This window comes from Micromonospora xinjiangensis (genome assembly GCF_056150165.1).
Genome location: NZ_JAXCFO010000011.1, coordinates 98,641 through 123,601, shown reverse-complemented (window position 1 = coordinate 123,601; position 24,961 = coordinate 98,641). Strand labels below are relative to the sequence as shown.

General features: G+C 74.4%; 22 protein-coding genes. 15 read left to right on the top strand and 7 right to left on the bottom strand.

Annotation, left to right across the window (positions count from 1 at the left end; genetic code table 11):
- Positions 1-15 precede the first annotated feature (15 nt).
- Positions 16-678, bottom strand: coding sequence for a response regulator (locus tag SM573_RS28295; RefSeq protein ID WP_474614469.1), 663 nt, complete (start codon positions 676-678; stop codon positions 16-18).
- Positions 675-1,901: a sensor histidine kinase gene (locus SM573_RS28290; protein ID WP_474614468.1), complete on the bottom strand. Its 1,227-nt coding sequence runs from the start codon at positions 1,899-1,901 to the stop codon at positions 675-677. The genes SM573_RS28295 and SM573_RS28290 overlap by 4 nt, the downstream gene beginning before the upstream one ends.
- A 151-nt stretch (positions 1,902-2,052) precedes the next feature.
- Between SM573_RS28290 and SM573_RS28285 the strand changes: the two genes are divergently transcribed.
- The 4 genes from SM573_RS28285 to SM573_RS28270 all read left to right on the top strand — a co-directional run bounded on the left by SM573_RS28285 (position 2,053) and on the right by SM573_RS28270 (position 5,525).
- A complete protein-coding gene (locus tag SM573_RS28285) occupies positions 2,053-2,757 on the top strand; it encodes a beta-ketoacyl-ACP reductase (protein ID WP_474614467.1) in 705 nt (234 codons plus the stop codon).
- A 34-nt stretch (positions 2,758-2,791) separates the two neighbouring features.
- Complete coding sequence (fabI, locus tag SM573_RS28280) at positions 2,792-3,559, top strand: enoyl-ACP reductase FabI (protein ID WP_474617437.1); 768 nt, start codon at positions 2,792-2,794, stop codon at positions 3,557-3,559.
- 112 nt (positions 3,560-3,671) lie between these two features.
- On the top strand, positions 3,672-4,700 hold the full coding sequence (locus SM573_RS28275) for a ferrochelatase (protein WP_474617436.1): 1,029 nt from the start codon (positions 3,672-3,674) through the stop codon (positions 4,698-4,700).
- 45 nt (positions 4,701-4,745) lie between these two features.
- The gene (locus SM573_RS28270; protein WP_474614464.1) at positions 4,746-5,525 is read left to right on the top strand and encodes an HAD-IIA family hydrolase; all 780 of its coding nucleotides are present in this window, start codon (positions 4,746-4,748) and stop codon (positions 5,523-5,525) included.
- Positions 5,526-5,642: 117 nt separating this feature from the next.
- Here the strand turns inward: SM573_RS28270 and SM573_RS28265 are convergent, their stop codons facing one another.
- Entirely contained in the window at positions 5,643-6,437 is a 795-nt protein-coding gene (locus tag SM573_RS28265; RefSeq protein WP_474617435.1) for a hypothetical protein, read from the bottom strand.
- Between the two features lie 242 nt (positions 6,438-6,679).
- Here SM573_RS28265 and SM573_RS28260 point away from each other — a divergent pair, with 242 nt between their 5' ends.
- Entirely contained in the window at positions 6,680-7,492 is an 813-nt protein-coding gene (locus tag SM573_RS28260; protein WP_474617434.1) for a DUF3097 domain-containing protein, read from the top strand.
- A gap of 52 nt (positions 7,493-7,544) precedes the next feature.
- Here SM573_RS28260 and SM573_RS28255 read toward each other — a convergent pair whose 3' ends face one another.
- Complete coding sequence (locus SM573_RS28255) at positions 7,545-8,858, bottom strand: serine hydrolase domain-containing protein (protein WP_474617433.1); 1,314 nt, start codon at positions 8,856-8,858, stop codon at positions 7,545-7,547.
- A 109-nt stretch (positions 8,859-8,967) separates the two neighbouring features.
- Between SM573_RS28255 and SM573_RS28250 the strand changes: the two genes are divergently transcribed.
- The 5 genes from SM573_RS28250 to SM573_RS28230 all read left to right on the top strand — a co-directional run bounded on the left by SM573_RS28250 (position 8,968) and on the right by SM573_RS28230 (position 14,641).
- Positions 8,968-9,441 carry an NfeD family protein gene (locus SM573_RS28250; RefSeq protein ID WP_474614460.1) on the top strand — a complete coding sequence of 158 codons (474 nt, stop codon included), beginning with the start codon at positions 8,968-8,970 and terminating at the stop codon, positions 9,439-9,441.
- Positions 9,442-9,446: 5 nt separating this feature from the next.
- Positions 9,447-10,550 (top strand): SPFH domain-containing protein, encoded by a 1,104-nt coding sequence (locus tag SM573_RS28245; protein WP_474614459.1) that lies wholly within the window; start codon positions 9,447-9,449, stop codon positions 10,548-10,550.
- Between the two features lie 166 nt (positions 10,551-10,716).
- Positions 10,717-11,514 (top strand): hypothetical protein, encoded by a 798-nt coding sequence (locus SM573_RS28240; protein WP_474614458.1) that lies wholly within the window; start codon positions 10,717-10,719, stop codon positions 11,512-11,514.
- A 204-nt stretch (positions 11,515-11,718) separates the two neighbouring features.
- Entirely contained in the window at positions 11,719-13,926 is a 2,208-nt protein-coding gene (locus tag SM573_RS28235; RefSeq protein ID WP_474617432.1) for a transglycosylase domain-containing protein, read from the top strand.
- A 151-nt stretch (positions 13,927-14,077) separates the two neighbouring features.
- Entirely contained in the window at positions 14,078-14,641 is a 564-nt protein-coding gene (locus SM573_RS28230; protein WP_474617431.1) for a dihydrofolate reductase family protein, read from the top strand.
- Between the two features lie 54 nt (positions 14,642-14,695).
- On the opposite strand, the gene SM573_RS28225 is transcribed toward SM573_RS28230, so the two are convergent.
- Complete coding sequence (locus tag SM573_RS28225) at positions 14,696-16,072, bottom strand: glycoside hydrolase family 10 protein (RefSeq protein WP_474614455.1); 1,377 nt, start codon at positions 16,070-16,072, stop codon at positions 14,696-14,698.
- A 197-nt stretch (positions 16,073-16,269) separates the two neighbouring features.
- Between SM573_RS28225 and SM573_RS28220 the strand changes: the two genes are divergently transcribed.
- Together SM573_RS28220 and SM573_RS28215 are read left to right on the top strand one after the other, a co-directional pair.
- Positions 16,270-17,121 carry a TrmH family RNA methyltransferase gene (locus tag SM573_RS28220; RefSeq protein WP_474614454.1) on the top strand — a complete coding sequence of 284 codons (852 nt, stop codon included), beginning with the start codon at positions 16,270-16,272 and terminating at the stop codon, positions 17,119-17,121.
- A gap of 91 nt (positions 17,122-17,212) precedes the next feature.
- The gene (locus tag SM573_RS28215) at positions 17,213-19,258 is read left to right on the top strand and encodes a PucR family transcriptional regulator (RefSeq protein ID WP_474617430.1); all 2,046 of its coding nucleotides are present in this window, start codon (positions 17,213-17,215) and stop codon (positions 19,256-19,258) included.
- Positions 19,259-19,275: 17 nt separating this feature from the next.
- Here SM573_RS28215 and SM573_RS28210 read toward each other — a convergent pair whose 3' ends face one another.
- Positions 19,276-20,625 (bottom strand): MurL-like N-terminal domain-containing, encoded by a 1,350-nt coding sequence (locus SM573_RS28210; RefSeq protein ID WP_474614452.1) that lies wholly within the window; start codon positions 20,623-20,625, stop codon positions 19,276-19,278.
- An 88-nt stretch (positions 20,626-20,713) separates the two neighbouring features.
- Between SM573_RS28210 and murD the strand changes: the two genes are divergently transcribed.
- Positions 20,714-22,060 carry a UDP-N-acetylmuramoyl-L-alanine--D-glutamate ligase gene (murD, locus tag SM573_RS28205; RefSeq protein WP_474614451.1) on the top strand — a complete coding sequence of 449 codons (1,347 nt, stop codon included), beginning with the start codon at positions 20,714-20,716 and terminating at the stop codon, positions 22,058-22,060.
- 26 nt (positions 22,061-22,086) lie between these two features.
- Here murD and SM573_RS28200 read toward each other — a convergent pair whose 3' ends face one another.
- Positions 22,087-23,139 (bottom strand): hypothetical protein, encoded by a 1,053-nt coding sequence (locus SM573_RS28200; RefSeq protein ID WP_474617429.1) that lies wholly within the window; start codon positions 23,137-23,139, stop codon positions 22,087-22,089.
- Positions 23,140-23,241: 102 nt separating this feature from the next.
- Between SM573_RS28200 and SM573_RS28195 the strand changes: the two genes are divergently transcribed.
- A complete protein-coding gene (locus SM573_RS28195; protein WP_474617428.1) occupies positions 23,242-24,111 on the top strand; it encodes a hypothetical protein in 870 nt (289 codons plus the stop codon).
- A 19-nt stretch (positions 24,112-24,130) separates the two neighbouring features.
- Positions 24,131-24,961: a hypothetical protein gene (locus SM573_RS28190; RefSeq protein WP_474617427.1), complete on the top strand. Its 831-nt coding sequence runs from the start codon at positions 24,131-24,133 to the stop codon at positions 24,959-24,961.

The following is a 24,961-nucleotide window of genomic DNA, read 5'->3' as shown; positions in this document are numbered from 1 at the left end:
GCTGCCGCCCCGGGGCTACTCGCCGGCCGCGACCAGACCCGTCTCGTACGCCAGCACCACGGCCTGCGCCCGGTCGCGCAGGTGCAGCTTCGTGAGGATGCGGCCGACGTGCGTCTTCACGGTCTGCTCCGCGACCACCAGGTCGGCGGCGATCTCCTGGTTGGACCGGCCGCGGGCGATGAGCCGCAGCACCTCGGTCTCCCGTGGGGTCAGCGCGGCGAGTTCGGTGGGCCGGGGGCGGTGCCGCTCCGGCCGGGCCGCGAACTCGGCGATCAGCCGGCGGGTGACCGCGGGGGCGAGCAGCGCGTCGCCGGCGGCCACCACGCGCACGGCGTGCACCAGGTCGGCGGCCGGCGCGTCCTTGAGCAGGAAGCCGCTCGCCCCGGCGCGCAGCGCCTCGTAGACGTAGTCGTCGAGGTCGAAGGTGGTGAGGATCAGCACCCGGGGCCGCTGCGCGGGCCGGTCGCCCAGCAGCTTGCGGGTGGCGGCCAGCCCGTCCATCACCGGCATGCGGACGTCCATGAGCACCACGTCGGGGTCCAGCTCGCGGGCCGCGGTGACCGCCTGGGCGCCGTCCGCGGCGTCGCCGACGACGACCAGGTCCGGCTGGGCGGCCAGCAGCGCGCCGAACCCGGCGCGCACCATCGCCTGGTCGTCGGCGATCAACACCCGGATCACGACCTCACGTCCTCTCCGTCGCAGGGCAGCCGCGCCTCGACCGCGTAGCCGCCGTCGTCGGTCGGCCCGGCGGTGAAGGTACCGCCGAGGGCCACCGCGCGTTCCCGCATGCCGGTCAGCCCGTGCCCGCCGCCGCGGCCGAGCGGCCCCGGCGTGCCCGTACCGTCGTTGACCACCCGGACGGCCAGCGTGCCGGCGCCGGCGTCCAGCGTGACTCCGACGCGGGCGCCGGCGGCGTGCCGGGCGGCGTTGGCCAGGCTCTCCTGCACGATCCGGTACGCCGCCAGCCCGACCGGGGCCGGCAGGTCGGCGGGCGCGTCGGTGCGCAGGGTCACCGCCATGCCGGCCCGGCGGGCCGAGTCGACCAGCGCGGGCAGCTCCGCCAGGCCGGGCTGCGGGGCGGTGGCGGTCTGTTCGGACTCGCTGCGCAGCACCCCGAGCAGCCGCCGCATGTCGGTCAGGGCGGCGCGCGCGGAGCCGGCGATGGCGGCGAACTCCTCCCGCGCCGGTGCCGGCACGTCACCGAGCCGGTACGGCGCGGTCTCGGCCTGCACGGCGATCATCGACATGTGGTGGGCGACCACGTCGTGCAGTTCCCGCGCGATCCTCGTCCGCTCCTCCAGCACCGCCCGTCGGGCCTGCTCCAACTCGGTCCGTTCGGCCTGTGCCACCAGCGCCCGGCGGGTGAGCACGTTGCGGTGCACCAGGTCGGCGAGGACGAGCAGCACCGTGAACAGCAGGGTGATGCCGACCTGGTTGGCCGGTGGGACGAAGATCCAGACCGGGAGGAGGCTGAACAGTCCGATCCAGACCAGGACGGCACGGTCGACCCGCGCGGCGACGGTGGCCAGGACGACGAGGATCACCAGGACCTGCGTGGGGCTCCACGGCCAGTCGTCCGTGGGCCGGCGGTTGAACGTGCCGAAGAGCTGCCCGACGAACATGATCCGCCAGGCCCAGAGCGGTCGGGCGAGCAGGAGCGGCAGCGGTGCGACGGTGAGCACCGCGATCAGCCAGGCGGTGGCGACCGGCAGCTTCCGCGCGTCGATCAGGAACTGCGCGGTGATCAGGGTCAGCCCGATCAGCGCGAGCAGCCCGACGGTCGAGGCGACGGCGGCCACCCGCGGCCACCGGCGCAGGGGCGACCGGACCGGGGGATAGTCCGGCCCGGCCGCGACGCGGCGCAGCGCCGCCCGGGCGGCACGGACGGGAGTGCGGTCCATCACCCGCACAGTAGTTCGGTGCGGCGCGCGGGTCGTGCCACCGGAGCGTGATCCAGTGGTGCGTACCACGGTATGACGTGGGCCTGGTTAGTGATTACCGTGCGGTAACGCCTAGTCTCCAAACCGCAGCGATCTTTGGGAAGGAACCACGGTGTCTCGAACTGTGCTGGTTACCGGAGGTAACCGCGGGATCGGCCTGGCCATCGCGCAGGCCTTCGCCAAGCAGGGCGACCGGGTGGCGGTCACCTACCGCAGCGGCGAGGCTCCGGAGGGTCTCTTCGGCGTGCGCTGCGACGTCACCGACGCCGAGTCGGTCGACGCCGGCTTCTCCGCCATCGAGGCCGAGCTGGGGCCGGTCGAGGTGCTGGTCGCCAACGCCGGCATCACCGACGACACCCTGCTGCTGCGGATGTCGGAGGAGCAGTTCACCCGCGTGCTGGACACCAACCTCACCGGTGCCTTCCGCTGCGCCAAGCGCGCCTCGACCAAGATGCTGCGGGCCCGGTGGGGCCGCATGATCTTCATCTCGTCGGTGGTCGGCCTCTCCGGCGGCGCCGGCCAGGTCAACTACGCGGCCAGCAAGGCCGGGCTGGTGGGGGTGGCCCGCTCGATCGCCCGTGAGCTGGGCAGCCGCAACATCACCGCCAACGTCGTCGCGCCCGGCTTCATCGAGACCGACATGACGGCCGTGCTGTCCGACGACCGCAAGGCGGAGATCCTCAAGTCGATCCCGGCGGGCCGGATGGCCAGCCCGGACGAGGTCGCCGCGGTCGTCGCCTGGTTGGCCGGGGAGAGCGCCGGCTACATCTCCGGCGCCGTCATCCCGGTCGACGGCGGCCTGGGCATGGGCCACTGACGCGGATCACCACACAGGACGGAGGAACCCCGGCATGTCCGGACTGCTGGCCGGTAAGCGGCTGCTGGTCACCGGCGTCATCACCGACGCCTCGATCGCCTTCTCGGTGGCGAAGCTCGCCCAGGAGAACGGGGCGCAGGTCGTACTGACCGGCTACGGGCGCCTCTCCCTGGTGGAGCGGATCGCCAAGCGGCTGCCCGAGGCCGCCCCGGTGATCGAACTGGACGTGACCAACCCGGAGCACCTCGCGGGGCTCGCCGACAAGGTGCGCGAGCACGTCGACGGCCTCGACGGCGTGGTCCACTCGATCGGCTTCGCCCCGCAGAGCTGCCTCGGCGGTGGCTTCCTGGACGCCTCGTGGGAGGACGTCTCCACCGCCCTGCACGTGTCGACGTACTCGTACAAGTCGCTGGCCATCGCCGCGCTGCCGCTGATGTCCCCGGGCGGCGCCGTGGTGGGGCTCACCTTCGACGCCAAGCAGGCGTGGCCGGTCTACGACTGGATGGGCGTGGCGAAGGCCGGGCTGGAGTCCGTCTCCCGGTACCTCGCGATGCACCTCGGCAAGCAGGGCATCCGCAGCAACCTGGTGGCCGCCGGCCCGCTGCGCACGATGGCCGCGAAGTCGATCCCCGGGTTCGAGCAGTTCGAGGACGCCTGGACCGAGCGCGCCCCGCTCGGGTGGAACCTCACCGACCAGGAGCCGGCCGCGCGTGCCTGCCTCGCGCTGCTCTCCGACTGGTTCCCGGCCACCACCGGCGAGATCGTGCACGTCGACGGCGGCTACCACGCCGTCGGCGCCTGACCGACCGGCGCGGAGGGGCCCCTGCCCTCGGCGGGGGCCCGCCCGGGTGGCCGACGCCTCGGGATCCGGGGCCGTCGCCGAGCCGTCAAGGTCGCCGGGGGAGAATGAGGCCATGGCGTACGACGCGGTGGTGCTGGTGGGCTTCGGCGGGCCGGAGCGGCCCGAGGACGTGGTGCCGTTCCTGCAGAACGTCACCCGGGGCCGCGGCGTGCCGCCGGAGCGGCTGGCCGAGGTCGCCGAGCACTACCAGCACTTCGGCGGGGTCTCCCCGATCAACCAGCAGCACCGTGACCTGCTCGCGGCGATCCGGGCGGACTTCGCCGCCAACGGCATCGACCTGCCGGTCTACTGGGGCAACCGCAACTGGCACCCGATGCTCGCCGACACCGTCACGCAGATGCGCGACGACGGGGTGACCGAGGCGCTGGCGTTCGTCACCAGCGCGTACGGCGGCTACTCGTCCTGCCGGCAGTACCAGGAGGACATCGCCGCCGCTCGGGCGGCGGTGGGCCCGGACGCCCCCGTGATCGAGAAGCTGCGCCAGTTCTGGGACCACCCCGGGTTCGTCGAACCGCACGCCGACGCGGTGCGCGCCGCGCTCGGTCAGCTCGACGCCGCCCGGCGCGCCACGACCCGGCTGGTGTTCACCGCCCACTCGATCCCCGTCTCGATGGCCGCGAGCGCCGGCCCGCACGGCGGCCGCTACGAGGCGCAGCTGCGCGAGACCGCCCGCCTCGTGGCCGCGGCCGCCGCGCCCGACCTGGAGTACGACCTGGTCTGGCAGAGCCGCTCCGGCCCGCCCCAGGTGCCGTGGCTGGAGCCGGACGTCAACGACCACCTGGCCGTGCTCGCCGAGAGCGGCGTCACCGGCGTGGTGGTCAGCCCCATCGGGTTCGTCTCCGACCACCTGGAGGTGGTCTGGGACCTGGACACCGAGGCGCGGCAGACGGCCAAGCAGCTCGGCCTCGACTTCGTCCGGGCGGGCACCCCCGGCACCGATCCCCGGTTCGTGGCGATGGTCCGCGAGCTGGTCACCGAGCGGACCGACCCGGACGGGGCACGGCTGCGCCGGCGCCTCGGCGAGCTGCCCCTCTGGGACACCTGCCCGGCGGTCTGCTGCGTGCCGCCCCGACGACCCTGACCCTGACCCTGACCCCGACTCCGACCATCACCCCTGGGAGCACCGATGCTTGACCGCAAGCCCGTGCAGAGCTGGCTCACCGACATGGACGGTGTGCTGGTGCACGAGGGCCAACCCGTGCCCGGTGCGCCGGAGTTCGTCAAGCGGCTGCGCGCCTCCGGCAAGCCGTTCCTGGTGCTCACCAACAACTCGATCTACACCCCCCGGGACCTGCAGGCCCGGCTCAGCCGGATGGGGCTGGACGTGCCGGAGGAGGCGATCTGGTCGTCGGCGCTGGCCACCGCCCAGTTCCTCGCCGACCAGCGGCCGGGCGGCACCGCGTACGTCATCGGTGAGGCCGGCCTCACCACGGCGCTGCACGCGGTCGGCTACGTGCTCACCGACTACGCGCCCGACTACGTGGTGCTCGGCGAGACCCGCACCTACAGCTTCGAGGCGATCACCAAGGCCATCCGGTTGATCAACGACGGGGCGCGCTTCATCTGCACGAACCCGGACGTGACGGGGCCGTCCGTCGAGGGCGCGCTGCCCGCCGCCGGTTCGGTGGCGGCGATGATCTCGAAGGCGACCGGCGTGGAGCCGTACTTCGTCGGCAAGCCGAACCCGATGATGATGCGCTCGGCGTTGAACACCATCAACGCGCACTCGGAGAGCACCGCCATGATCGGCGACCGGATGGACACCGACATCCTGTGCGGCCTGGAGGCCGGGCTGGAGACGATCCTGGTGCTGACCGGCATCAGCACCCGGGCCGAGGCCGAGCGCTACCCGTACCGGCCGTCGCGCATCGTCGAGTCGGTGGCGGACCTGATCGACGAGCTCTGACCGGGGCGGGCCAGCGCCGCGCCGGCGCGACCGGCGGACCACCGCGAGCGCCCACCCGGGCACGAGCACCTCGCCCGCGGCCGGGGCCAGGGCGACGCCTCTCCGTCGCGGCCCTGCTCAGGGCCGCAGCGGGGCGTTGCAGGCCGCGACCAGGGCCTGCCGGCACGCGGTGGTCAGCGGGCGCAGCGCGGCGTCGCGCTGCTGCGCCTCGTAGTTGTTGATCGCGCCACCGGGCGCGGCGTGCCCGGCCAGGGCGAGCACCCGGTCCAGTACGGCGGCGCGGGCGAAGAGCCGGCGGGCCCGCGGATCGAACCCGGGCGGCAGGTCGGTGGCGCCGTCGGGGCGGCGCAGCGCCTCCAGCGCGCCGGCCAGCTCGGGCCGCCACTGGGCTACGTCGAGGCGGGTCAGCGCGGCGGTCGTCTCGGCCAGCGCGGCGGCCAGCTCGGCCTCCGCCTCGGCGGCGCCGGGCAGCACGAGCGAGGCCGCCGGCGCGTTGGCGGGCAGCGGGTAGACCCGCCAGAGCACCGTCTCGAACATGTCGCCGGAGCCCGAGGTGTGCGTGCGGACCTGCGGGATCAGGCCGAGGCCGCCGGCCACCACCGCCTCGCCGACGTCGAGCGCGGCGCCGGCGAAGTCGCCGGGGCCGGGCAGCCCGCGCGGGTCGCCGGGCGCGGGCAGCACGAGGCGGATCTCGTCGGGCGAGAGCTTCGCCAGGGTGGGCAGCGCCTCGCCCAGCGGGACGTCGGTCCAGGTGCCGGGGGCGTCGGCGACCAGGTGCTCCTCGTCGCCGGCGATCGCGTCGGCGACCTCGTCGAAGGGCACCAGCCCGGCGCGCCACGCGCGTACCCAGGCAACGAACCGGCTCGACCGGCGGGGCGCCAGCGTCGCCGCGCCCGTTGCGGGGGTGGACATGCCGAAAGGGTACGTGGTCACCACGGGCTGTGTCTCGACTGCCGGCCCGGCGGCGTGGCCTGCGCCGAACTGCCCGCTTCGCCGTCTCCGTCCCCACCCGTCGGTTCCCGCCGACCACGCAGTGGTCCCGGGCGGTCGGCACCGTTTCGCGCTCTTCGTCCGACGGGGGTGGTCGACCGGCCGGGGCGCGGCGGCGGTGTGTCGGCGTGTCGGTGGGCCGACCGGCGGTTAGCGTGATCCACATGGCCGGGCGGTACGAGGGTGACGTGTTGGCGGGCGACTGGCGGCGGCGCAGGGTGACCCCCGAGGTGGACGCCGAGCCGGACCTGGTGGTCGAGGACGCCGACTCCGGGTTCTGCGGCGCCGTGGTGGGTTTCGAGGCCGGCGCGGTGGTGCTGGAGGACCGGCACGGCCGGCGCCGCAACTTCCCGCTGCTGCCCGCCGCGTTCCTGCTCGACGGGCAGCCGGTGACGCTGCGCCGCCCGGTCCGCGTCCCGGCCCCGGCGCCCCGTCGCCGCACCGCCTCCGGCTCGGTCGCCCTGGACGGGGTGAAGGCGCAGGTGGCCAAGGCGAGCCGGATCTGGGTGGAGGGGGTGCACGACGCCGCGCTGGTCGAGCGGATCTGGGGCGACGACCTGCGGATCGAGGGCGTGGTGGTGGAGCCGCTGGACGGCATCGACGCCCTCGACGCCGAGGTGCGCGCGTTCTCCCCGGGGCCGGGGCGGCGACTCGGCGTGCTCGTCGACCACCTGGTCCCGGGCTCCAAGGAGAGCCGCATCGTGGCGAAGGTGACCTCGCCGCACGTGCTGGTGACCGGCCACCCGTACGTCGACGTGTGGCAGGCGGTCAAGCCGGCCGCGCTCGGCATCGAGGCCTGGCCCGTGGTGCCGCCCGGCCGACCCTGGAAGGAGGGGGTCTGCGCGGCGCTCGGTGTGGCGGACCCGGGCGACATGTGGCGGCACATCCTGTCCCGGGTGAACAGCTTCGCCGACGTGGAGACCCCGCTGATCAACGCGATGGAGCGCCTGATCGACTTCGTGACCGAACCGGCCTGACCCCGGATGCCCGCGGGGCGGGCCCGCGGCGTCGCCCGGCCGGGCCGGCTCGTCAGGGGGCTTCGTCGGGGTCGCGGGAGAAGAGGAACGTGGCGAGGTCGAGCCGCGTCGCGCGGCCCGTACCGTCGCGCAGCACCGACAGGATCTCGCCGTGCTCCGGGCCGGAGACGCCCCGCCAGCGGTCCGGCCCGTCGGCGACGAACCGGTTCACCCGCTCGCCGCGCATGAGCACGACGAGTTCCCCGGCGGCGGCGTCCCAGCTGACATCGAGGGGTACGCCCATCCACCACCAGCGGCCCGGCCCCCCCCCCCCGCCCCCCGCGGGGGCGGCGGCGGGGCCCCCCCCCCGCCAGGCGCGGGGGAGCGGGGGCTCGCTGTCGAGCACCGCGGTGAGGATCCGCCGCCCGAGGCCGCCGATGCCGAAACCGTACGCGTTGGCGAAGCCGACCACGGCGGTGCGGCTGGGGCGGTGCACGGCGAGCGCGGCCACGTAGCCGGGCATCGAGCCGCCATGCCCGACGTACACCCGGTCGCCGTCGCGGTAGAGCTCCAGCCCGAGGCCGTGCCCGCCGGTCCACGAGTCGAGGTCGCTGATCACCACGGGCGCGCACATCTCGGTGAGGGTGTCGGGAGCGAGCACCTCGGGCGTCGGGTCGGCGAGGAACGCCGCCCAGCGCGCCAGGTCCTCGACCGTCGACCAGAGCTGCCCGGCCGGGGCCATGGCGCCGGTGTCGGTGCGCGGCTCCTCGCGCAGCGTGCCGTGCCACGGGTGCACCACGTACCCGGGGGCGAACGGCTCGGTGGGGGCGTACGTGGTGCGGGGCATGCCCAGCGGGGCGAGGATCCGCTCCCGCAGCAGGTCCGCCCAGGACGTCCCGGTGATCCGTTCCAGCACGCCGCCGAGCAGCCCGTACGCGAGGTTCGAGTAGTGGTACGACCGGTGGGCCGGGTAAGCGATCTTGGCGGCGCTCACGCCGGCCAGCAGGTGCGCGAGATCGGCCCCCTCGGCGCGTTCCCACCACTCGCCCTCCGGCTCGCGTTGCAGGCCGCTGGCGTGCCCGAGGAGCTGCCGCAGGGAGAGCGTGCCGACGCCGGTGCCCGGCAGGTGCTTCTCCAGCGGGTCGTCCAGGGCCAGCCGGCCGGCGTCGCGCTCCCGCATGACCAGCGTGGCGGTCATGGTCTTGCTGATCGAGCCGATCCGGTACTGCAGGTCGGCGTCCGGCCGGGGATGCTCGCCGGCGGTGGCCAGGTGCGCCAGCGCGCCGTCGCGGACCACGCCCATCACGAGCGAGGGCGTACGCCCCGCGGACTGTGCCTGCGCGACCAGGAGGTCGACCTGACGGGCGGTGCCGGGCAGCAGGGACACGGGCGGATCTCCTCGGTGCGGGGGCGGGTGCCGGGCCGAAGCGGCGTCGCCCGAGCTTACTGATCATCGCGGGGCGGCCGCGCGTGCATTTGCGTGTCACGATCGTGGGGTGGACGCCGTGCTGTGGATCGTGTTGGGTGTGCTGCTGGCGATCGCCGAGATCTTCACGACGACGCTGTTCCTGATCATGTTCGCGGCCGGCGCGTTCGCCGCCGCGGCCGCGGCGGCGCTCGGCGCGCCGACCCTCGTGCAGGGGTTGGTCTTCGCGGGGGTCTCCGCGCTCACCGTGGCGCTGGTCCGGCCGGTGATCCGGCGGCACCGGCGGTCGGCGCTGGAGAGCGGTGAGCAGCCCTTCGGGGTGGAGGCGATCGAGGGTTCCAGCGCGCTGGTGCTGGAACGGGTGGACAGCGAGCACGGCCTCGTCAAGATCGACGGTGAGCTGTGGACCGCCCGGGCGTACGACGCGACGCAGACGTTCGCGCCCGGTCAACGGGTGCGGGTGATCAAGGTCCGGGGCGCGACCGCCCTGGTGTGGCAGGACGACGTTTCGTCCGGCGGCGAGCTGCCGGAAGCGAGAGGGTGAACGGGATGACAGCGATAACCGTGCTGGTGATCGCCGTGGCGTTGATCGCGGTGGTGACGCTGGCCAAGGCGGTGCGGATCGTGCCGCAGCAACGCCAGGACGTGGTGGAGCGTCTGGGCAAGTACAAGCGGACCCTCAACCCGGGGCTCAACCTGCTGGTGCCGTTCATCGACGCGGTGCGGACGAAGGTCGACATGCGCGAGCAGGTCGTCAGCTTCCCGCCGCAGCCGGTGATCACCTCCGACAACCTGGTCGTGTCGATCGACACGGTGCTCTACTTCAAGGTGGTCGACTCGGTCCGCGCCACGTACGAGATCTCCAACTTCCTTCAGGCCATCGAGCAGTTGACCGTCACCACGCTGCGCAACGTCATCGGCTCGCTCGACCTGGAGCGGGCGCTGACCAGCCGCGAGGAGATCAACCGGCACCTCTCCGGGGTACTGGACGAGACGACCGGCCGGTGGGGCATCAAGGTCACCCGCGTGGAGATCAAGGCGATCGAGCCGCCGCCGAGCATCCGCGACTCGATGGAGAAGCAGATGCGCGCCGAGCGGGACCGGCGGGCGGCGATCCTCAACGCCGAGGGTCTCAAGCAGTCGCAGATCCTCACCGCCGAGGGTGAGAAGCAGGCGGCGGTGCTCCGGGCCGACGGTGACCGGCAGGCCCGGATCCTCCAGGCGGAGGGCCAGGCCAAGGCGATCCGGACGGTCTTCGACGCGATCCACCAGGCCAACCCGAGCCAGAAGGTGCTCGCGTACCAGTACCTCCAGGCGCTGCCGCAGATCGCCAACGGCTCCGCCAACAAGGTGTGGATCGTCCCGGCCGAGCTGACCAAGGCTCTGGAGGGCATGGGCGGGGCGCTGGGCGGGCTGGCCGGCATGGTCGGTGACGCGCCGTCGCCGGAGGCCAGCAAGGGCGCCGGCGAGGTCGAGCGCGAGGCCGCCGAGGCGGCGCAGGCCGCCGCCAGCGCCGCTCAGGAGATCCACGACGAGGTACGCGTCGCCGAGGCGCAGGCCACCGGGGGTGCGCCGAAGGGCCTGCCCGCACCGGAGCCGGTCTCGCCGACGAGCCTGGTCGAGGATCCGGCCGACCAGCGCGAGCGCGGCTGATCCGGTCGGGGCTGCCGGGCGGGCCGGCCGGCCCTCCGGAGCCAAATACGAGAAAAACTCATGGGGCGCTCCGGTGCCTGCCACGATCGGTCCGAGGACGGGTGGTGACCAGGCATCGGGGCGCCCCGGCGCGTCTCGCACCGCTCGTGCAGGAGCGAGGTGGCGCATGAAGGATCCGGCGAACCGGATTTGGTCCTCGGCCCCGGTGACCGGGGCGCACGATCCCGCCGCGCCGCTGGGCACCCGGCGTACCGGTGGTGGCTTCGGCGTGCTGCCCTTCGTCGAGCCGACGACGTCGGCGCCGGCGACCAACGCCAGTTGGGCGTGGTCGGTGCGCCGGTTCGCCCGCGCCGCGGTATGGCTGCTGCCCGCGTACGCCGTCTGCTACGGCGTGGTGGCGATGGCCAGCGACGGCGGGGTGGGCAACGACCCGTACCCGGCCGACGGCCGGCCGCTGTACCTGGTCGGCTGGGTGGCCGCGGTCTGGCTCGGCCTGCTCGCCCTGCTGGCGCTCACCGGTCTGCTCGCCGCCACGCGCAGTCGTCGGGGAGCCGCCGCCGGGCTGCTGGTGAGCATCGCCGGCACGGTGCTGATGCTTCCCTTCGCGGGACTGGAGGAGCAGACGCCGGTCTTCGGCACGACCGCCCGGACGCTGGTGCTGGTGGGCGCGACCTTCTACAGCATCGGGTGGTTTCTCACCGGTTGGGCGGTGGCCCGCTCCGGGACCTTCAGCATGGGCGACGGGGTCATGCTGATGATCGCCGCGCCGCTGCTCGGCCTCGGCGGTGCCCTGGTCGGGTCGTTGCAGACCTTCGGCGCGATCTTCGTGCTGATCGCCGGGATCGGTATCGGCTACCGCTCGGGCCGGCTCGTGCCCCGGGAGATCGTCCGCGACGCCGCCTCGGCCAGCGTCGCCACCGCGACCCCACCCCCCGCCACCCCCGGCGGCCCCTCCCCAGCCTGACCCCCGGTCCTCCTTCGCCGCCGGTGATCAAGAGGCTTCCGTCAGAATTCGCCCACCGCCTGACGCAGACCTCTTGATCACCGGGCGAGAGGGCCCGGGGAAGGGGCAGAGGGCTGGGGGATTGCTGGGGAGGCGCGGTGAAGTTGCTGACAAACCGGCTCCGGACCTGGTCGGTTGGTGGCATTCGTGGCAATCCTGGGGACCATGGCCCCTGTCCGCTCGCCGCTCTCGCGGCTGTTCACCGTGCTGCTCGCCGGAGTGCTGGCCGGCCTCGTCCTCGCGGTGGCCGCACTCCCCGGCAACCTGCTGCTCGGCGTGGTCACCCGGTCGGCGCTCGGGGCGTACGCGGCGTTGCCGGACGTGCTCCGCACCCCGGCGACGCCGCAGCGTTCCTACATCTACGCGAACGACGGCAAGACCCTGATCACCACGTTCTACGACGTGAACCGGACGGACGTGCCCCTGTCGGAGATCGCCCCGGTGATGCGCCAGGCGATCGTGGCGGCCGAGGACCGGCGGTTCTACTCGCACGGCGGCGCCGACCTGCGCGGGCTGCTCCGTGCGCTGGTCGCGAACGTCAAGGGCGGCGGCACCGAGCAGGGCGGTTCGACGCTGACCATGCAGTACGTCCGTAACGTGCTGAAGACCGACCCGAGCCGCACCGCCGAGGAGCGGCAGGCGGCCACCGACCAGACCGTGGGCCGCAAGGTCCAGGAGATCCGGTACGCCTCGGCGCTGGAGCAGTCGCTGAGCAAGGACGAGATCCTCAACCGGTACCTGAACATCGCCTACTTCGGCTCGGGCGCGTATGGCGTGGCGGCGGCCAGCCAGCGGTACTTCGGCAAGGAGCCCGCGCAGCTGACCCTCGCCGAGGCGGCCCTGCTCGCCGGCCTCGTGCAGTCGCCGGAGGCGTACAGCCCGATCGACAACGACCCGGGCGCGGCGCTGAGCCGCCGGGCGTACGTGCTCGACTCGATGGTCGAGACCGGCGCGATCACCGCGCAGCAGGCGGCCCAGGCGAAGGCGGAGAAGCTGCGGCTGCACCCGACCCAGCAGCCCAACGGGTGCGCCGCCGTCGCCCAGGGGCACGACGACTGGGGCTTCTTCTGTGACTACCTGCGCCGCTGGTGGCTGAACCAGCCGGCGTTCGGCAGCACCGTCGAGGAGCGGGAGCAGGCGCTGCGCCGGGGCGGTTACACGGTCGTCACCTCCCTGGACCCGAAGATCCAGGCCACCGCCCAGGAGCAGGCGACCGAGGTGTACGGCTACGGCAACAAGCGGGCCCTGCCGATCGCCGCCGTGGAGCCGGGCACCGGCCGGGTGCTGGCGATGGCCGTGAACCGGCACTACAGCCTCGCCGCGAACCCGAACGGGCAGGAGAACCACCCGAACACGGTGAATCCGCTGATCTCCGGCGGGGGCGGCGTCGACGGCTACCAGGCCGGCTCGACCTTCAAGCTCTTCACCATGCTCGCCGCGCTCGAGTCGGGCCGCCCGCTCTCCACGGGGTTCGACGCGCCGGCCAAGCTGCCCACCCGGTATCCCGCCCAGGGGGCGGGCAGCTGCGACGGTCACTGGTGCCCGGCCAACGCCAACCCGGAGTGGATGGACGGCTACCGCATGATGTGGGACGGCTTCGGCCGCTCCGTCAACACGTACTTCGTCTGGCTGGCGGAACAGGTCGGCCAGGACAAGGTGGTCGAGATGGCGCAGCGGCTCGGCATCACGTTCCGGGCCGATGCCGACGCCCGGTTCGCGAAGGAGAACGCGTCCAACTGGGGGTCGTTCACCCTCGGTGTCGCCGCCACCACCCCGCTCGACCTGGCGAACGCGTACGCCGCCGTGGCCGCCGAGGGCGTGTACTGCGCACCGCTGCCGGTGAACTCGGTGACCGCCCCGAACGGCGAGAAGGTGGCGGTCGCCGACCCGTCCTGCAAGCGGGTGCTCGACGCGGACGTGGCCCGGGCCGCCACGGACGCGGCGCGCTGCCCGGTCGGCCAGCAGTCGGCGTTCGGGCAGTGCAACGGCGGCACGGCCACCTCGGTGAACGACATCCTCGACGGCCGCCCGGTGGCCGGCAAGACGGGCAGCTCGGAGGAGAACGCCACCGAGACGTTCGTCGGCTTCACCCCGCAGGTCGCGGTCGCCGGCATCGCCGCGAACCCCGACGACCCGACCGACTCGGTGGGGTCGGCGGTGCAGAGCAGGGTGATCGACGCCGTGGCGCACGTGATCGGGACCGCGGTCCAGGGCAAGCCGGAGAAGGGCTTCGCGGCCCCCAGCCGCGAGTTGGTGGGCGACCCGCGCCGGCCGGTGCAGCGGCCGCCGGCCCAGCCGGACCGCGGCGACGACCGTCCGCGCGGCGACGACCCCGGGTCGCTGCTGGAGCGTTGGCTCGACCGGCGCGGCTGACCGCCGAGGGCGGGTCGGGGGGCTGGCTCCCGACCCGCCCTCGGGCGGTTCCCGAAAAAAGTCGGTCGCGGTGTCGGATCCGGTCGCGTGGCTCCGACCACCGGGCGAGAGACGCCCAGCGGGGGCGTACCGCACCGGAGGAGCAACCGCCATGCGCGAGATCGTCTACTGGGTGCACCAGTCCGTCGACGGCTACATCCACGGGCCGAACGGCGAGTTCGACTGGCCGGAGATGGGGCCGGAGCTCTCGGCGTACTCCCTGGAGCTCAGCGAGCGGGCCGGCGCGTTCCTCTACGGCCGGCGCGTCTGGGAGCTGATGTCCTTCTACTGGCCGCGCGCCGAGTCGATGTCGACGGATCCGCACGACCTCGCCTTCGCCCCGATCTGGGCGAAGACGCCGAAGGTCGTCGTGTCCCGGACGCTCTCCGAGGTCGCCGAGGGCGCCCGCGTGGTCGGCTGGGGCGACCTCGCCGCCGAGATCACCGCCCTCAGGGCGGAGCCCGGCGGGGACCTGCTGCTCACCGGCGGGTCGAACCTCGCCTCGGCGCTGACCGCGCTCGGCCTGATCGAGGAGTATCTGATCGTCGTACACCCGGTGGTGCTCGGCGGCGGCCAGCCGGTGTTCCTGCACCCGGACCGGCTCGGGCTGCGCCTCGTGCAGACCCGCACCTTCGACTCCCGCTCGGTGCTGCTGCGTTACCGGCGGGCGGAGTGAACGCGCCGAGGCGCCGGTGCGGCGGGGGAGACCGCCGCACCGGCGCCAGCGTGGTCAGCGTGCGGCGCAGGCGGGGGTGAGGGTGCCCGGGCTGCCGGTAGCCTGGAAACCGAACTCGGTGCTCTGCCCGGCGGCGAGCCGGCCGTTGTAGCCGACGTTGGCGAACTGCACGGCGCCGCTCGACGCGCTCGGCGTGGCGTTCCAGGTGTTGACCAGGTTCGCCCCGGCGGGCAGCGTCAGCCCCACGGTCCAGCCGTTCGTGCCGGCCGCGCCCGCCGTGACCCGCACGGTCGCCACGAAACCGCCGTTCCAGGCGTTGAGCGTGACCGACGCGGAGCAGCCGGCGCCCGTCGGCGGCGGGGTGGTGGTCGGTGGCGGCGTGCCGCCGCCGTTGAGGGCGTTCAGCGTCGCGGTGTATGCGGGCTTCTTGTTGCCGGCGGCATCGAAGAGCAGTGGCGTGCCACCCGCCCGCCACGAGTCGCTGTCCCGGATGCCCCAGACGGTGATGCCCGTGCAGCGGGCGACCGCGAGGCAGGCGTTGACCACCCGCGCGTAGTTCTCCGCCTGGGCCGTGCCCGAGCCCTCGATGTCCAGCTCGGTGATCTGCACCTCGACCCCCAGGTCGGCGAAGCGCTGGAGGTTGGCCTGGTAGTCGGCGGGGACCGGGCTCTGCGCGTTGAAGTGCGACTGGAAGCCGACGCAGTCGATCGGTACGCCACGCGCCTTGAAGTCGCTGACCATCGCGTAGACCGCGTTGCTCTTCGCGTTCTGTCCGTCGGTGTTGTAGTCGTTGTAGCAGAGCTTCGCGCCCGGGTCGGCGGCCCGCGCGGTGCGGAACGCCACCTCGATCCAGTCGTTGCCGGTGCGCTGGAGGTTCGAGTCGCGCCGGGCGCCGCTGCCGCCGTCCGCGAACGCCTCGTTCACCACGTCCCACGAATGGATCTTGCCCCGGTAGTAGCTCGCCACCCGGGTGATGTGGTTGACCATCGCCGCGCGCAGCGCGCTGCCGCTGAGGCTCTGCACCCAGCCGGGCTGCTGCGAGTGCCAGGCCAGCGCGTGGCCCCGGACCCGCTGCCCGTTGCTCTGGGCGTGGTTGACGATGCGGTCGGCGTTGGCGAACGTGAAGGTGTTCTGCGACGGCTCGGTCGCGTCCCACTTCATCTCGTTCTCGGGGGTGACCGAGTCGAACTCGCGGTTGAGGATGCCGACGTAGGTGGCGTCGGAGAGCTTGTTGGCCGCCACCGCCGCGCCGAAGTAGCGGCCGCGCTCGGCGGCCGACGCCGCGAGGGTGGTGCCGGCGCTGGCCTGGGGCGCGAGGGCGATCGTGCCGCCGGCCACGAGGGCGCCGGTCGTGGTGAGGACGAGCGCCAGGCGGCGTGCCGCGCGCCGGCGGGGGGTCGGTCGGTCCGGACGGACCGGGGGGTTGCTCATCTGAGTGCCTTCCGGGATGGGAACGACTGGCTGTGGCCCCGGCCCGACGCTGCCCATCCGCGTCGCACCCGGCCTGCGGGCAGCCCCGGTTGCCCTGCCGCTCGCGTGATCCGGCCCGTCACCCATTCATCCGCGCCCGTCGATGCTAGCCGTCGCCTCCCGGTTGGCTCAAGCCGTGTCCCGACCGGTGGCCACCGGTGGCCCGTCCGCCCCCGCGGCGCGTCCGGCAGAATCGGCGGGTGCCCGTCCACGAGATCACCGACCCGGACGACGAGCGGATCGCCGACTACCGCGCGCTGACCGACGTCGAGCTGCGTACGCGCTGGGAGCCCCCGCACGGTCTGTTCATCGCCGAGGGGGAGCTGGTGCTGCGGCGGGCGCTGCGGGCCGGCTACCCGGCGCGGTCGTACCTGATCGACGCCAAGCGCGTCGACCAGCTCGCCGACCTGGACACCGGCGACGCGCCGGTCTACGCGGCGAGCCAGGAGGTGCTGCACCGGGCGACCGGCTTCCACGTGCACCGGGGCGTGCTCGCGTCCTTCCGGCGCCGGCCGCTGCCCGCCGCCGCCGAGGTGCTGGCCACCGCGCGCCGGGTGGTGATCCTCGAGGACGTCAACAACCACACGAACCTCGGCGCCGTCTTCCGGGGCGCCGCCGCGCTCGGGGTGGACGCGGTGCTGCTCTCCCCGTCCTGCGCCGACCCGCTCTACCGGCGCAGCGTCCGGGTCAGCATGGGGGAGGTCTTCGCCGTGCCGTACGCCCGGCTGGAGCCCTGGCCGAGCGGGCTGGCCGAGGTCCGGGCGGCCGGTTTCACCGTGCTGGCGATGACGCCGGCCCCGGACGCGGTGCCGATCCAGCGCCTGGACGCGGGGCAGCGGGCCCGGGCGGCGCTGCTGCTCGGCGCCGAGGGCGCGGGGCTGACCCGGGCCGCGATGGACGCCTCCGACGTCCGGGTGGTGATCCCGATGCGCCGCGGCGTCGACTCGCTCAACGTGGCCGCCGCGGCGGCCGTGGCGTTCTGGGAGCTGGGCCGCGACGACCCGCTCTGAGCTGGGCCGACGGCCCCAGGTCGGACCCCTCGCCGCCCCGCTCGACGCGGCGGTTTCCTCGACCGGTGTCACGGACGGTAGCGTTGCGCCCGTGTTCCCCACCGTCCGTGAGGTCCTCGCCCTGGACCCGGTTCGCCACGGCGCGCCGCGCCTCGTGGCGGGGGATACCGGACTGGACCGGCTGGTCCGCTGGGTCCACGTGGCCGAGGTGCCGGACATCGCCAGCCTGCTCGGCGGTGGTGAGCTGGTGCTCACCACCGGCATCGGGCTGCCGGCCGACGACGCCGGCCTGCGGGCGTTCATCGGTGACCTGGCCGACGTGGGCGTCTCCGGGCTCGTGGTCGAGCTGGGCCGCCGGTACCTCGACGGGGTGCCCCGGGTGATGGCCGCCGCCGCCGAGCGGCGCGGGCTGCCGCTGGTCGAGCTGCGACGGGCCACCCCGTTCGTCCGGATCACCGAGGCGGTGCACGCCCTGATCGTCGATGCGCAGCTCACCGAGCTGCGGGCCACCGAGGAGATCCACCAGCGGTTCACCGAGCTGTCGGTGGAGGGCGCCGGGCCGGGCGAGGTCGTCCGGCAGGCGGCCGAGCTCTCCGGCTGCCCCGTGGTGCTGGAGAACCTCTCCCGGCAGGTGCTGGCGTACGACCCGGCGGGGGAGAGCGCGGAGCTGCTGCTGGACGCCTGGGAGCAGCACTCGCGGCGGATCCGGCCGGTCGGGCGCACGGCGTACGACGCGGACAACGGGTGGCTGGTGACGGCGGTCGGCGCCCGCGGGCAGGACTGGGGGCGGCTGCTCCTGCGTTGGCCGGCCGGCGGTGACCTCGCCACCGTCCGCCCGATCCGGCAGGTCCCCGCGCCCGACGCCCACCCGACCGGGCGCCCCGGCGCGCCGGACGACCACCCGCGCCGGCCGGAACCGGCGGGTGCGCGTACGCCGCCGATGGTGCCGCCGACCCGGCTCACGATCCTGGTCGAGCGGGCCGCCTCCACGCTGGCGCTGGGGCGGCTCATCCGCCGCGACGCCGAGGGGCTGGAGCGGCAGATGCACCGCACGCTGCTCACCGCGCTGCTCGACCACTCCCGCCCGGTGGACGAGGTGGCGCTGCGCGCCAAGGCCCTCGGCGTGGCGCTGGAACGGCGGCACCTGGTCGGCGTCATGGTGCGGTTCCGGGTCGACGACGGCACGGCGACGGCTGACCTCGCCGACGCCGCCACGGCGGCCGGCCCGGCCCGGCTGCGGGACCTCGCCGAGGCGGTCGAGCAGGCGCTGCGCGAGACGAAGCTGCCCGCGTTGACCAGCGCGGTCGACGACCACGCGGTCGGCGCGCTGATCGCCCTGCCGGACGCCGCCGCCGAGGATCGCGCGCTGGCCTCGTTCGCCGCCGCGCTGCGCCGCGGCCGTCTCGACGGTGTCACGTCCGCCCGCGTGGACTCTCCGGCGGCACCCCGTCCCGAGGTCGGCGCGTGGCGCGGCGAGGGGCGACCCGACTCTCCGGCGGCGGCGCGGCCGGAGACCGCCGCCGGTCGTGGCGACGGCCCCTCCCGTGTCGACGCGCCGTCCCGCGTCGACGTGCCCCGGCAGGGCGGGCGGCCGCCCGCCGGTCGTGGCGACGGGACCCGGATCGACGCGCCCGCCCGAGGCGACCTGCCCCGGCCGGTTGGGCGGCCGGCGGCCCCGGGGCGCCCGTGCCCGTTGATCATCGCGGCCGGCTCGGGGGTGGGCAGCCTGCGGGAGGCGCGCCGCTCGCTCGTCGAGGCGCGGCAGATCGCCGACGCCGCGCGACGGGACCGGCGCGACCTGCCCATCTTCCGCCTGCCGCACGTCGGACTGGCTGGGCTGCTGCACCTGCTCCGCGACGAGCCCCGGGTGCAGACCTTCGTCGAGCGGGAGCTGGGCCCGCTGCTCGCGTACGACGCGCAGCACCCGCGGGAGCAGTTGCTCGACACGCTGCGCGCGTACCTCGAACAGGGCCGGAACAAGTCGGCGGCGGCCGCCGCGGCCCACCTGTCCCGGCCGGCGTTCTACGAACGGCTGGCCCGCCTGGGCCGCATCCTCGACGTCGACCTGGACTCGGTCGAGGTCTGCCTCAGCCTGCACGTGGCCCTGCTCGCCCTGGACGCCGTCCGCACCCCCTGACCGGGGGTGCCGGGTGGTCAGGTCAGGGTCTGGAGGGTCTTCGCGTACGCGGCGGGGACGTGGTGGGGGCCGCCCGGGGTGAAGACGTCCGAGCCGGCGACCGTCGACCAGGCGGTGTCGGGCACGGCGTCGACCAGGGCGCGGACGACCGGGGCGTCCCGCCACTGCGGCTGCTCGGCGAGCAGGCTCAACGCCACGACCGACTCCTCCACCTCACCCACACACTCGAACGGCTTGTGCCCGTCCACCCCGAGCAGCTCCCGGTAACCCGGGATCTGCGCCTCGTCGGCGAGCAGGTCACCGCCGAAGATGTGGGTGATCCGCTCCCGGGACATGAACGGCGCCATGGCCAGGAAGACGAACCGGCACTTCGGGCAGTCGCGGCACCAGCGGTCGCTCGCGTCGTGCAGCTTGAAGGCGGCGTTGCAGCTGGTCACCACGTCGTCGTAGCGGTCGATCTCGGCGAAGAGCCGGGCGATGTGCAGCTCCGACAGCGAGCGCAGCAGCGAGAAGTACGGCTCGGTGAGTCCGGCGTGCTCCGTCAACGCCGCGCGCAGCAACCCCTCGGCCTCGACGCCCTTGGACCACTGGTGGTTGATCTCGTGGCCGTTCCAGACCAGGTTCGGGTCGGACGCCGAGCGCTCGTTGGACATCACCACCGGTCCGAGCCCGTGCAGCACCGAGGTCGCCACGGCGATCAGCGAGTTGATCGCGGTGACCGGGATGTGCCCGTTGCGGGCCCCGGCCGCGTTCAGCTCGAACAGCACCGGGTCGATCCGGCGGCGGGCGGCGAGCGGGGCCAGCCCGGACGCCTCGTTCACCGAGACGATGACGTGGTTGGGGTTGACCGAGAAGGGCACCGGGTCGAGGCCGGCCCGGCGCAGCGCCTCCAGCGTGACGATCGAGTCCTTGCCGCCGCCGACGGCCGACAGCGGCCGCCGGTCGGAGTTGTCCAGCGGCGCCAGCGGCCTGACCGACCCGGTCGGGATCTCCGGCGTCAGCTCCAGCACGTACGGCAGCTGGTTGCGGTACGCGTACTCCCCGAGGCCCTGGCGGTAGACGGCCGTGACCAGCTCGGCGGCGGCCGGCCCGAGCGGCGCGGGCAGCACCAGCCGGCCCGGCGCGGCGGCCTTGTAGTAGCTGACCCCGGCGACGACGTGCAGCAGCTCGAGGACCCGGCCGAGGGCGGCGACCGCCTCGTCGGACGGCGGCGTCTCGGGGAGCGGGAACGTGATCACCTCGGTGAACCGCTGCTCCCCGGCGGGGCCGGTCAGGGCGTAGTCGAACAACGCCTCACCGGTGGAGAGGTCGATCGAGTAGGACGGGAATCCGAAGGCGTCCATCCGCCGCAGTTGCTCGTAGCGCACACGCCATACTAGGCCCTGGTTCGTCCGGCCGTGCCCGGCTGTGCCGGACCCGTGCCCCGACATCCGGCCCCGACGGAGGAGATCACCTGTGCGCCTGTCTGACCTGCGCGGACGTAGCGTGGCCGTCTGGGGGACCGGCCGGGAGGGCCGGGCGGCGGTGACCGCCATCGCCGCGCACGGCCCGGCCGAGCTGGTCGCCGTCGACGACAGCGCCAACTTCCTCTCCCTGCCCTGGGACGGGCCGCTGGCCGAGGCGGCCCCACTGGTCACCGGTGAGGAGGGCTTCGCCCGGCTCGCCGCCGCCGACGTGGTCGTCCGCTCGCCCGGGGTGCCGCAGACCCACCCGTGGATGATCGAGCTGCGCCGCCGGAACGCCGTCGTCACCCAGGGCACCGCGCTCTGGATGGCCGACCACGCCGACCGGACCGTCGGGGTCACCGGCAGCAAGGGCAAGAGCACCACGTCCAGCCTGATCAGCCACCTGCTCACCGCCGTGGACCGGCCGAACGTCTTCGGCGGCAACATCGGCGTGCCGACGCTGGACCTGCCCGAGGCCGAGCTGTACGTGCTGGAGCTGTCCAGCTACCAGTGCAGCGACCTGACCGACTCGCCCCGCGTGGCCGTGGTCACCGCGCTCTTCCCCGAGCACCTCGACGCGCACGGCGGGGAGGCGGAGTACTACCGCGACAAGCTCAACCTCATCGCGTACGGGCCGCACACCGTGGTCGTCAACGGCAACGACCCGCGCCTCGCCCTCGAACTGGGCGACCGGGCGGCGGTGCGCGCCGGGCTGCCGGACACCGCGCACGTGGCCTCCGGCCCGGACGGGACGCCCTGGTTCCACCTCGGTGACGAGCCGCTCTTCCCGCGCGCGGTGCTTCCGCTGGTCGGCCGGCACAACGAGGGCAACCTCTGTGTGGCGCTCGCCGTGCTCGACGCGCTGGGGGTGGACGTCGTCGCCCACAAGGACACCCTCGCCGTGGCGGTCGCCGGGTTCCAGGGGCTGGCCCACCGGCTCACCGAGATCGTCGACCCGTCCGGGCTGACCTTCGTCGACGACACCCTCGCCACCAGCCCGTACGCGGCCATGCACGCCATCGACGCCTACGACGGGCGCCCGCTCACCGTGATCGTCGGCGGCAACGACCGGGGGCTTGACTACCGCCCGTTGCGGGAGCACCTGGCCGAGCGCGAGATCACCGTGATCGGCATCCCCGACAGCGGTAGCCGGATCGTGGAGACCCTCGCCGGGCTGCCGAAGGTGCGGGCGGAGGTGGTCGACGACCTCGTGGACGCCGTCCGGCTGGCCCGCGAGCTGACCCCGACCGGCGGGGTGGTCCTCCTCTCGCCCGCCGCGCCGAGCTACGGGCGGTTCCGCAACTACGAGCACCGCTCCGAGGTCTTCGCCCAGGCCGTACGCGACACCGCGGGCTGACGCCGGGCGGGACGGGCGCCGCCCGGTCAGGACCCGGGGGACAGCGCGGCGTGCAGGGCCCGCATCGAGCGGATCGCGGAGCGGATCTCCTGGAGGTAGCGGCCCGGGGTGAGCGTCGGCTCGGGCAGCCGCGCGAGGTCGGGCAGGGCCGGGTCGACGCCGACGGTGTCGATGCCGCAGCCGTACGGCACCGCGAGGGTGCGCAGCGCGTCGCAGTGCTGGAACGGCACGTAGATCGGGGCGGTGACCAGGAGGACCTCGGCGCCGGGGGCGAGTCGGGCGTGCCCGGCCCAGAAGCGCTGGGTGTCGGCGGTGTGCGCCCGGCGGCGCTCGGGTTCGCTCGACGGCGCGGCGAGCACCCGCACCGGCGGGCCACCGGCCGGCCGGTAGGTCCGCGACGACCAGGAGTGGTGCGGGTGCCCCGCGTCCACGCCGTCCTCCGCCGACGGCCGGGTCACCCCGAACGCGAGCCGGACCGCGGCGTCGAGCGCGTCCACCTCGGTGGCGGCGTCGGCCACCCCGGCCAGCGCGAGGGTGTGCCGCTCCGCGTCGGCGAGCGGCCGGAAGCTGCCGAGTACGGCCACCTCGCCGGCGACCCGTACGCCCCGGCGCAGCAGGTACGCGGCGTACGCGACCCGGCGCAGGCAGGCGTGCGCCAGCCCGCCGAGGACCAGCAGGTGCGCGTACCGGGGCAGGGCCGGCGGGGCGGGCCGGACCAGTCCCAGCGCGGTGGCGGCGGCCCGCACCAGCGCGGCGGTGCCCGGGTCGAGCACCGGTTCCCGGGCCTCGGGGCGCTCCCGACCACCGCGGAAGTCCCAGTGCCCGGCGGAGAAGTCGTCGAGCCCGGCGAGCACGGTGCCGAGGTCGCCGGCCGGCCACCGCCCGCCGAACCGGTCCATCAGCTCGCGCAGCGGCGCCGCGCCCACCCAGGCGGCGATGCCGGCGGTGACCGCGGCCGGGTCGGTCGTCGGCGCGCCGCCCGCCAGCGGCAGCGGCACCGTCTCGAAGGCTCCGGCGACCAGGGTGGCCCGGGGCGCTGCCGTGGGCCCGGGCGACGACGGGGCGGGTGGCTCGGGCACGGTCGGATCGTACCGGCCGGGGCGCCGGCCCCAGGTCCGTACGCGGTGGGCCGTGGTCGGTGGGTCGTACGCTGGCGGCAGCCGGCACCCAGGAGGTCATCGATGGCCGAACTGCTCCGCCGACCGCGCGGCGGGCGGCTCGAATCCCGCCTCGGGTTCGCCCGCCTGCTGGCCCACACGGATCCGGTGGCGCTGATCGGTATCGCCCTGTCCGTCTCGCTGTCGGTGGCGCTCGACCTGACGGGCGCCGCCAGCGGGGTGGAGTCCCTCCTGGCCGGGCTGATGGGCATCACGATCTCGCTGCTGGTGGACTCGTTGGCCCGGGCCGAGCGCCGGTTCCACCTGCGGACGCTGTTGGAGGGTCCCTCGTGGCTGGTGCGGGCCGTCCCCGAGGTGGCGACCGCCGCACGGGAGGCCGTCGAGCGGCATCCGGGCACCCGGGTGGCCGACGAGGCGCGTCGCCGGTTCGAGCGGTTCCACGCCGACGTCGAGCAGCTGCGGCGCGGCCGCATCGTCCGGCCGGGGCACGACTGCCAGGACCTGCTGGGCGCGACCCGGGACTGCGTACGGCAGGTGGAGGCGCTGACGAACGTGGTGCCGCGGATCAGCGGCGAGCTGAGCTGGTGGCGGGGCGACGTCGGCCGGCAGTACTGGGCGGAGAACGTGGCGGCGCTGGGCCGGGGCGTGCGTGTCACGCGGGTCTTCCTCTACGCCGACCTGTCGGACGAGCTGACCGAGCTGCTGGCGGAGCAGCGGCGGGCCGGCGTGCGGGTCGGGCTGCTCCGGGCCGGCGCGGTCCCCGCCGACCTGCACGTCAACATGGTGCGCTGGGACGATTCGGCCTGCTGGACGGCGGGGATGAGCGCGCACGGCGAGATCACGGAGAACCGCTTCTCGGTCGACCCGGCCGACCTGGCGAGGACCGCGGAGACGTTCCGGGCCTGCGCCGCCCTCGCCAGTTTCACCGCCTGACGGCGGCGGGGGGCCGGCCGTGACGGTGCAGGGCGTGCTGCTGGTGGCGGCGGTGGTCTGGGCCGTCAGCCTGATCCGCTCACTGCGACTGCGCGCGTTCGTCTCCAGCCTGCCGCTGCCGATGACGGCCGCGCTGCTGGCCACCGGGCACCGGGTGGACGGCGCCCAGGTCGTCGGCGTGATCGGGCTCAACCTGTTCTTCGGCATCGTCGCGCTGACCCATCACCGGCTCCGTTGGCCCATCCTCCTCGCCGACCTGGCCGGCATCGGCGGGTACGTGCTGCTCGCGGCGGCGTTGCGCCCGTTCGCGGTGCCGTTCGGGCCGGCGCTCGCCGCCACCGTGACGCTCTGGGTGGTGGCCATGCTGGTCCCGCATCGCCGGCGACGCCCCGCCGGCACGCCGGCCGCCGAGCCCGGCCGGTCGTCCCCGCCCGGCGCGCCGCCGGCCGCCGCCGGCGAGCGGGGGCGGCTGCCCGCGTTGCGGAAGTTGCTGCTGGTGCTCGGCGGCGCGGCGCTGACCGGGCTGCTCGGCCAGCTCCTGCGCGGGCTCGTGGTGACGTTCCCGTACGCCGGGGTGCTGGTCGCCGTCGAGGTGCGGCGGGACCTGCCCGCCTTCTGCCGGCACTTCGCGCGTAACAGCCTCGCGCTGGTCGGCTTCCTCGCGGGCGTCCACCTCGGACAGGACCACGGGACGGCGGTGGGGTCGGCCGTGGGCTGGGCCGGCTTCGCGCTGGTGGCGGGCGCCGTGCACCTACCGGCGTACGGGCGCGGAAAACAGCGGTCCAAGCTGGCACCTACCACGGGAAACGTGCCAGGGGTGGTGCAAGGGCGACGGAAAGCGTGGCGCTAG

Bases quoted from the DNA above. Each gene is read 5' to 3' on its own strand.
- SM573_RS28275 (WP_474617436.1), top strand. From the start codon at position 3,672: ATGGCGTACGACGCGGTGGTGCTGGTGGGCTTCGGCGGGCCGGAGCGG.
- SM573_RS28265 (WP_474617435.1), bottom strand. From the start codon at position 6,437: ATGTCCACCCCCGCAACGGGCGCGGCGACGCTGGCGCCCCGCCGGTCG.
- SM573_RS28195 (WP_474617428.1), top strand. From the start codon at position 23,242: ATGGCCGAACTGCTCCGCCGACCGCGCGGCGGGCGGCTCGAATCCCGC.
- SM573_RS28290 (WP_474614468.1), bottom strand. From the start codon at position 1,901: ATGGACCGCACTCCCGTCCGTGCCGCCCGGGCGGCGCTGCGCCGCGTC.
- SM573_RS28230 (WP_474617431.1), top strand. From the start codon at position 14,078: ATGCGCGAGATCGTCTACTGGGTGCACCAGTCCGTCGACGGCTACATC.
- SM573_RS28240 (WP_474614458.1), top strand. From the start codon at position 10,717: ATGAAGGATCCGGCGAACCGGATTTGGTCCTCGGCCCCGGTGACCGGG.
- fabI (WP_474617437.1), top strand. From the start codon at position 2,792: ATGTCCGGACTGCTGGCCGGTAAGCGGCTGCTGGTCACCGGCGTCATC.
- SM573_RS28245 (WP_474614459.1), top strand. From the start codon at position 9,447: ATGACAGCGATAACCGTGCTGGTGATCGCCGTGGCGTTGATCGCGGTG.
- SM573_RS28270 (WP_474614464.1), top strand. From the start codon at position 4,746: ATGCTTGACCGCAAGCCCGTGCAGAGCTGGCTCACCGACATGGACGGT.
- SM573_RS28235 (WP_474617432.1), top strand. From the start codon at position 11,719: ATGGCCCCTGTCCGCTCGCCGCTCTCGCGGCTGTTCACCGTGCTGCTC.
- SM573_RS28260 (WP_474617434.1), top strand. From the start codon at position 6,680: ATGGCCGGGCGGTACGAGGGTGACGTGTTGGCGGGCGACTGGCGGCGG.
- SM573_RS28225 (WP_474614455.1), bottom strand. From the start codon at position 16,072: ATGAGCAACCCCCCGGTCCGTCCGGACCGACCGACCCCCCGCCGGCGC.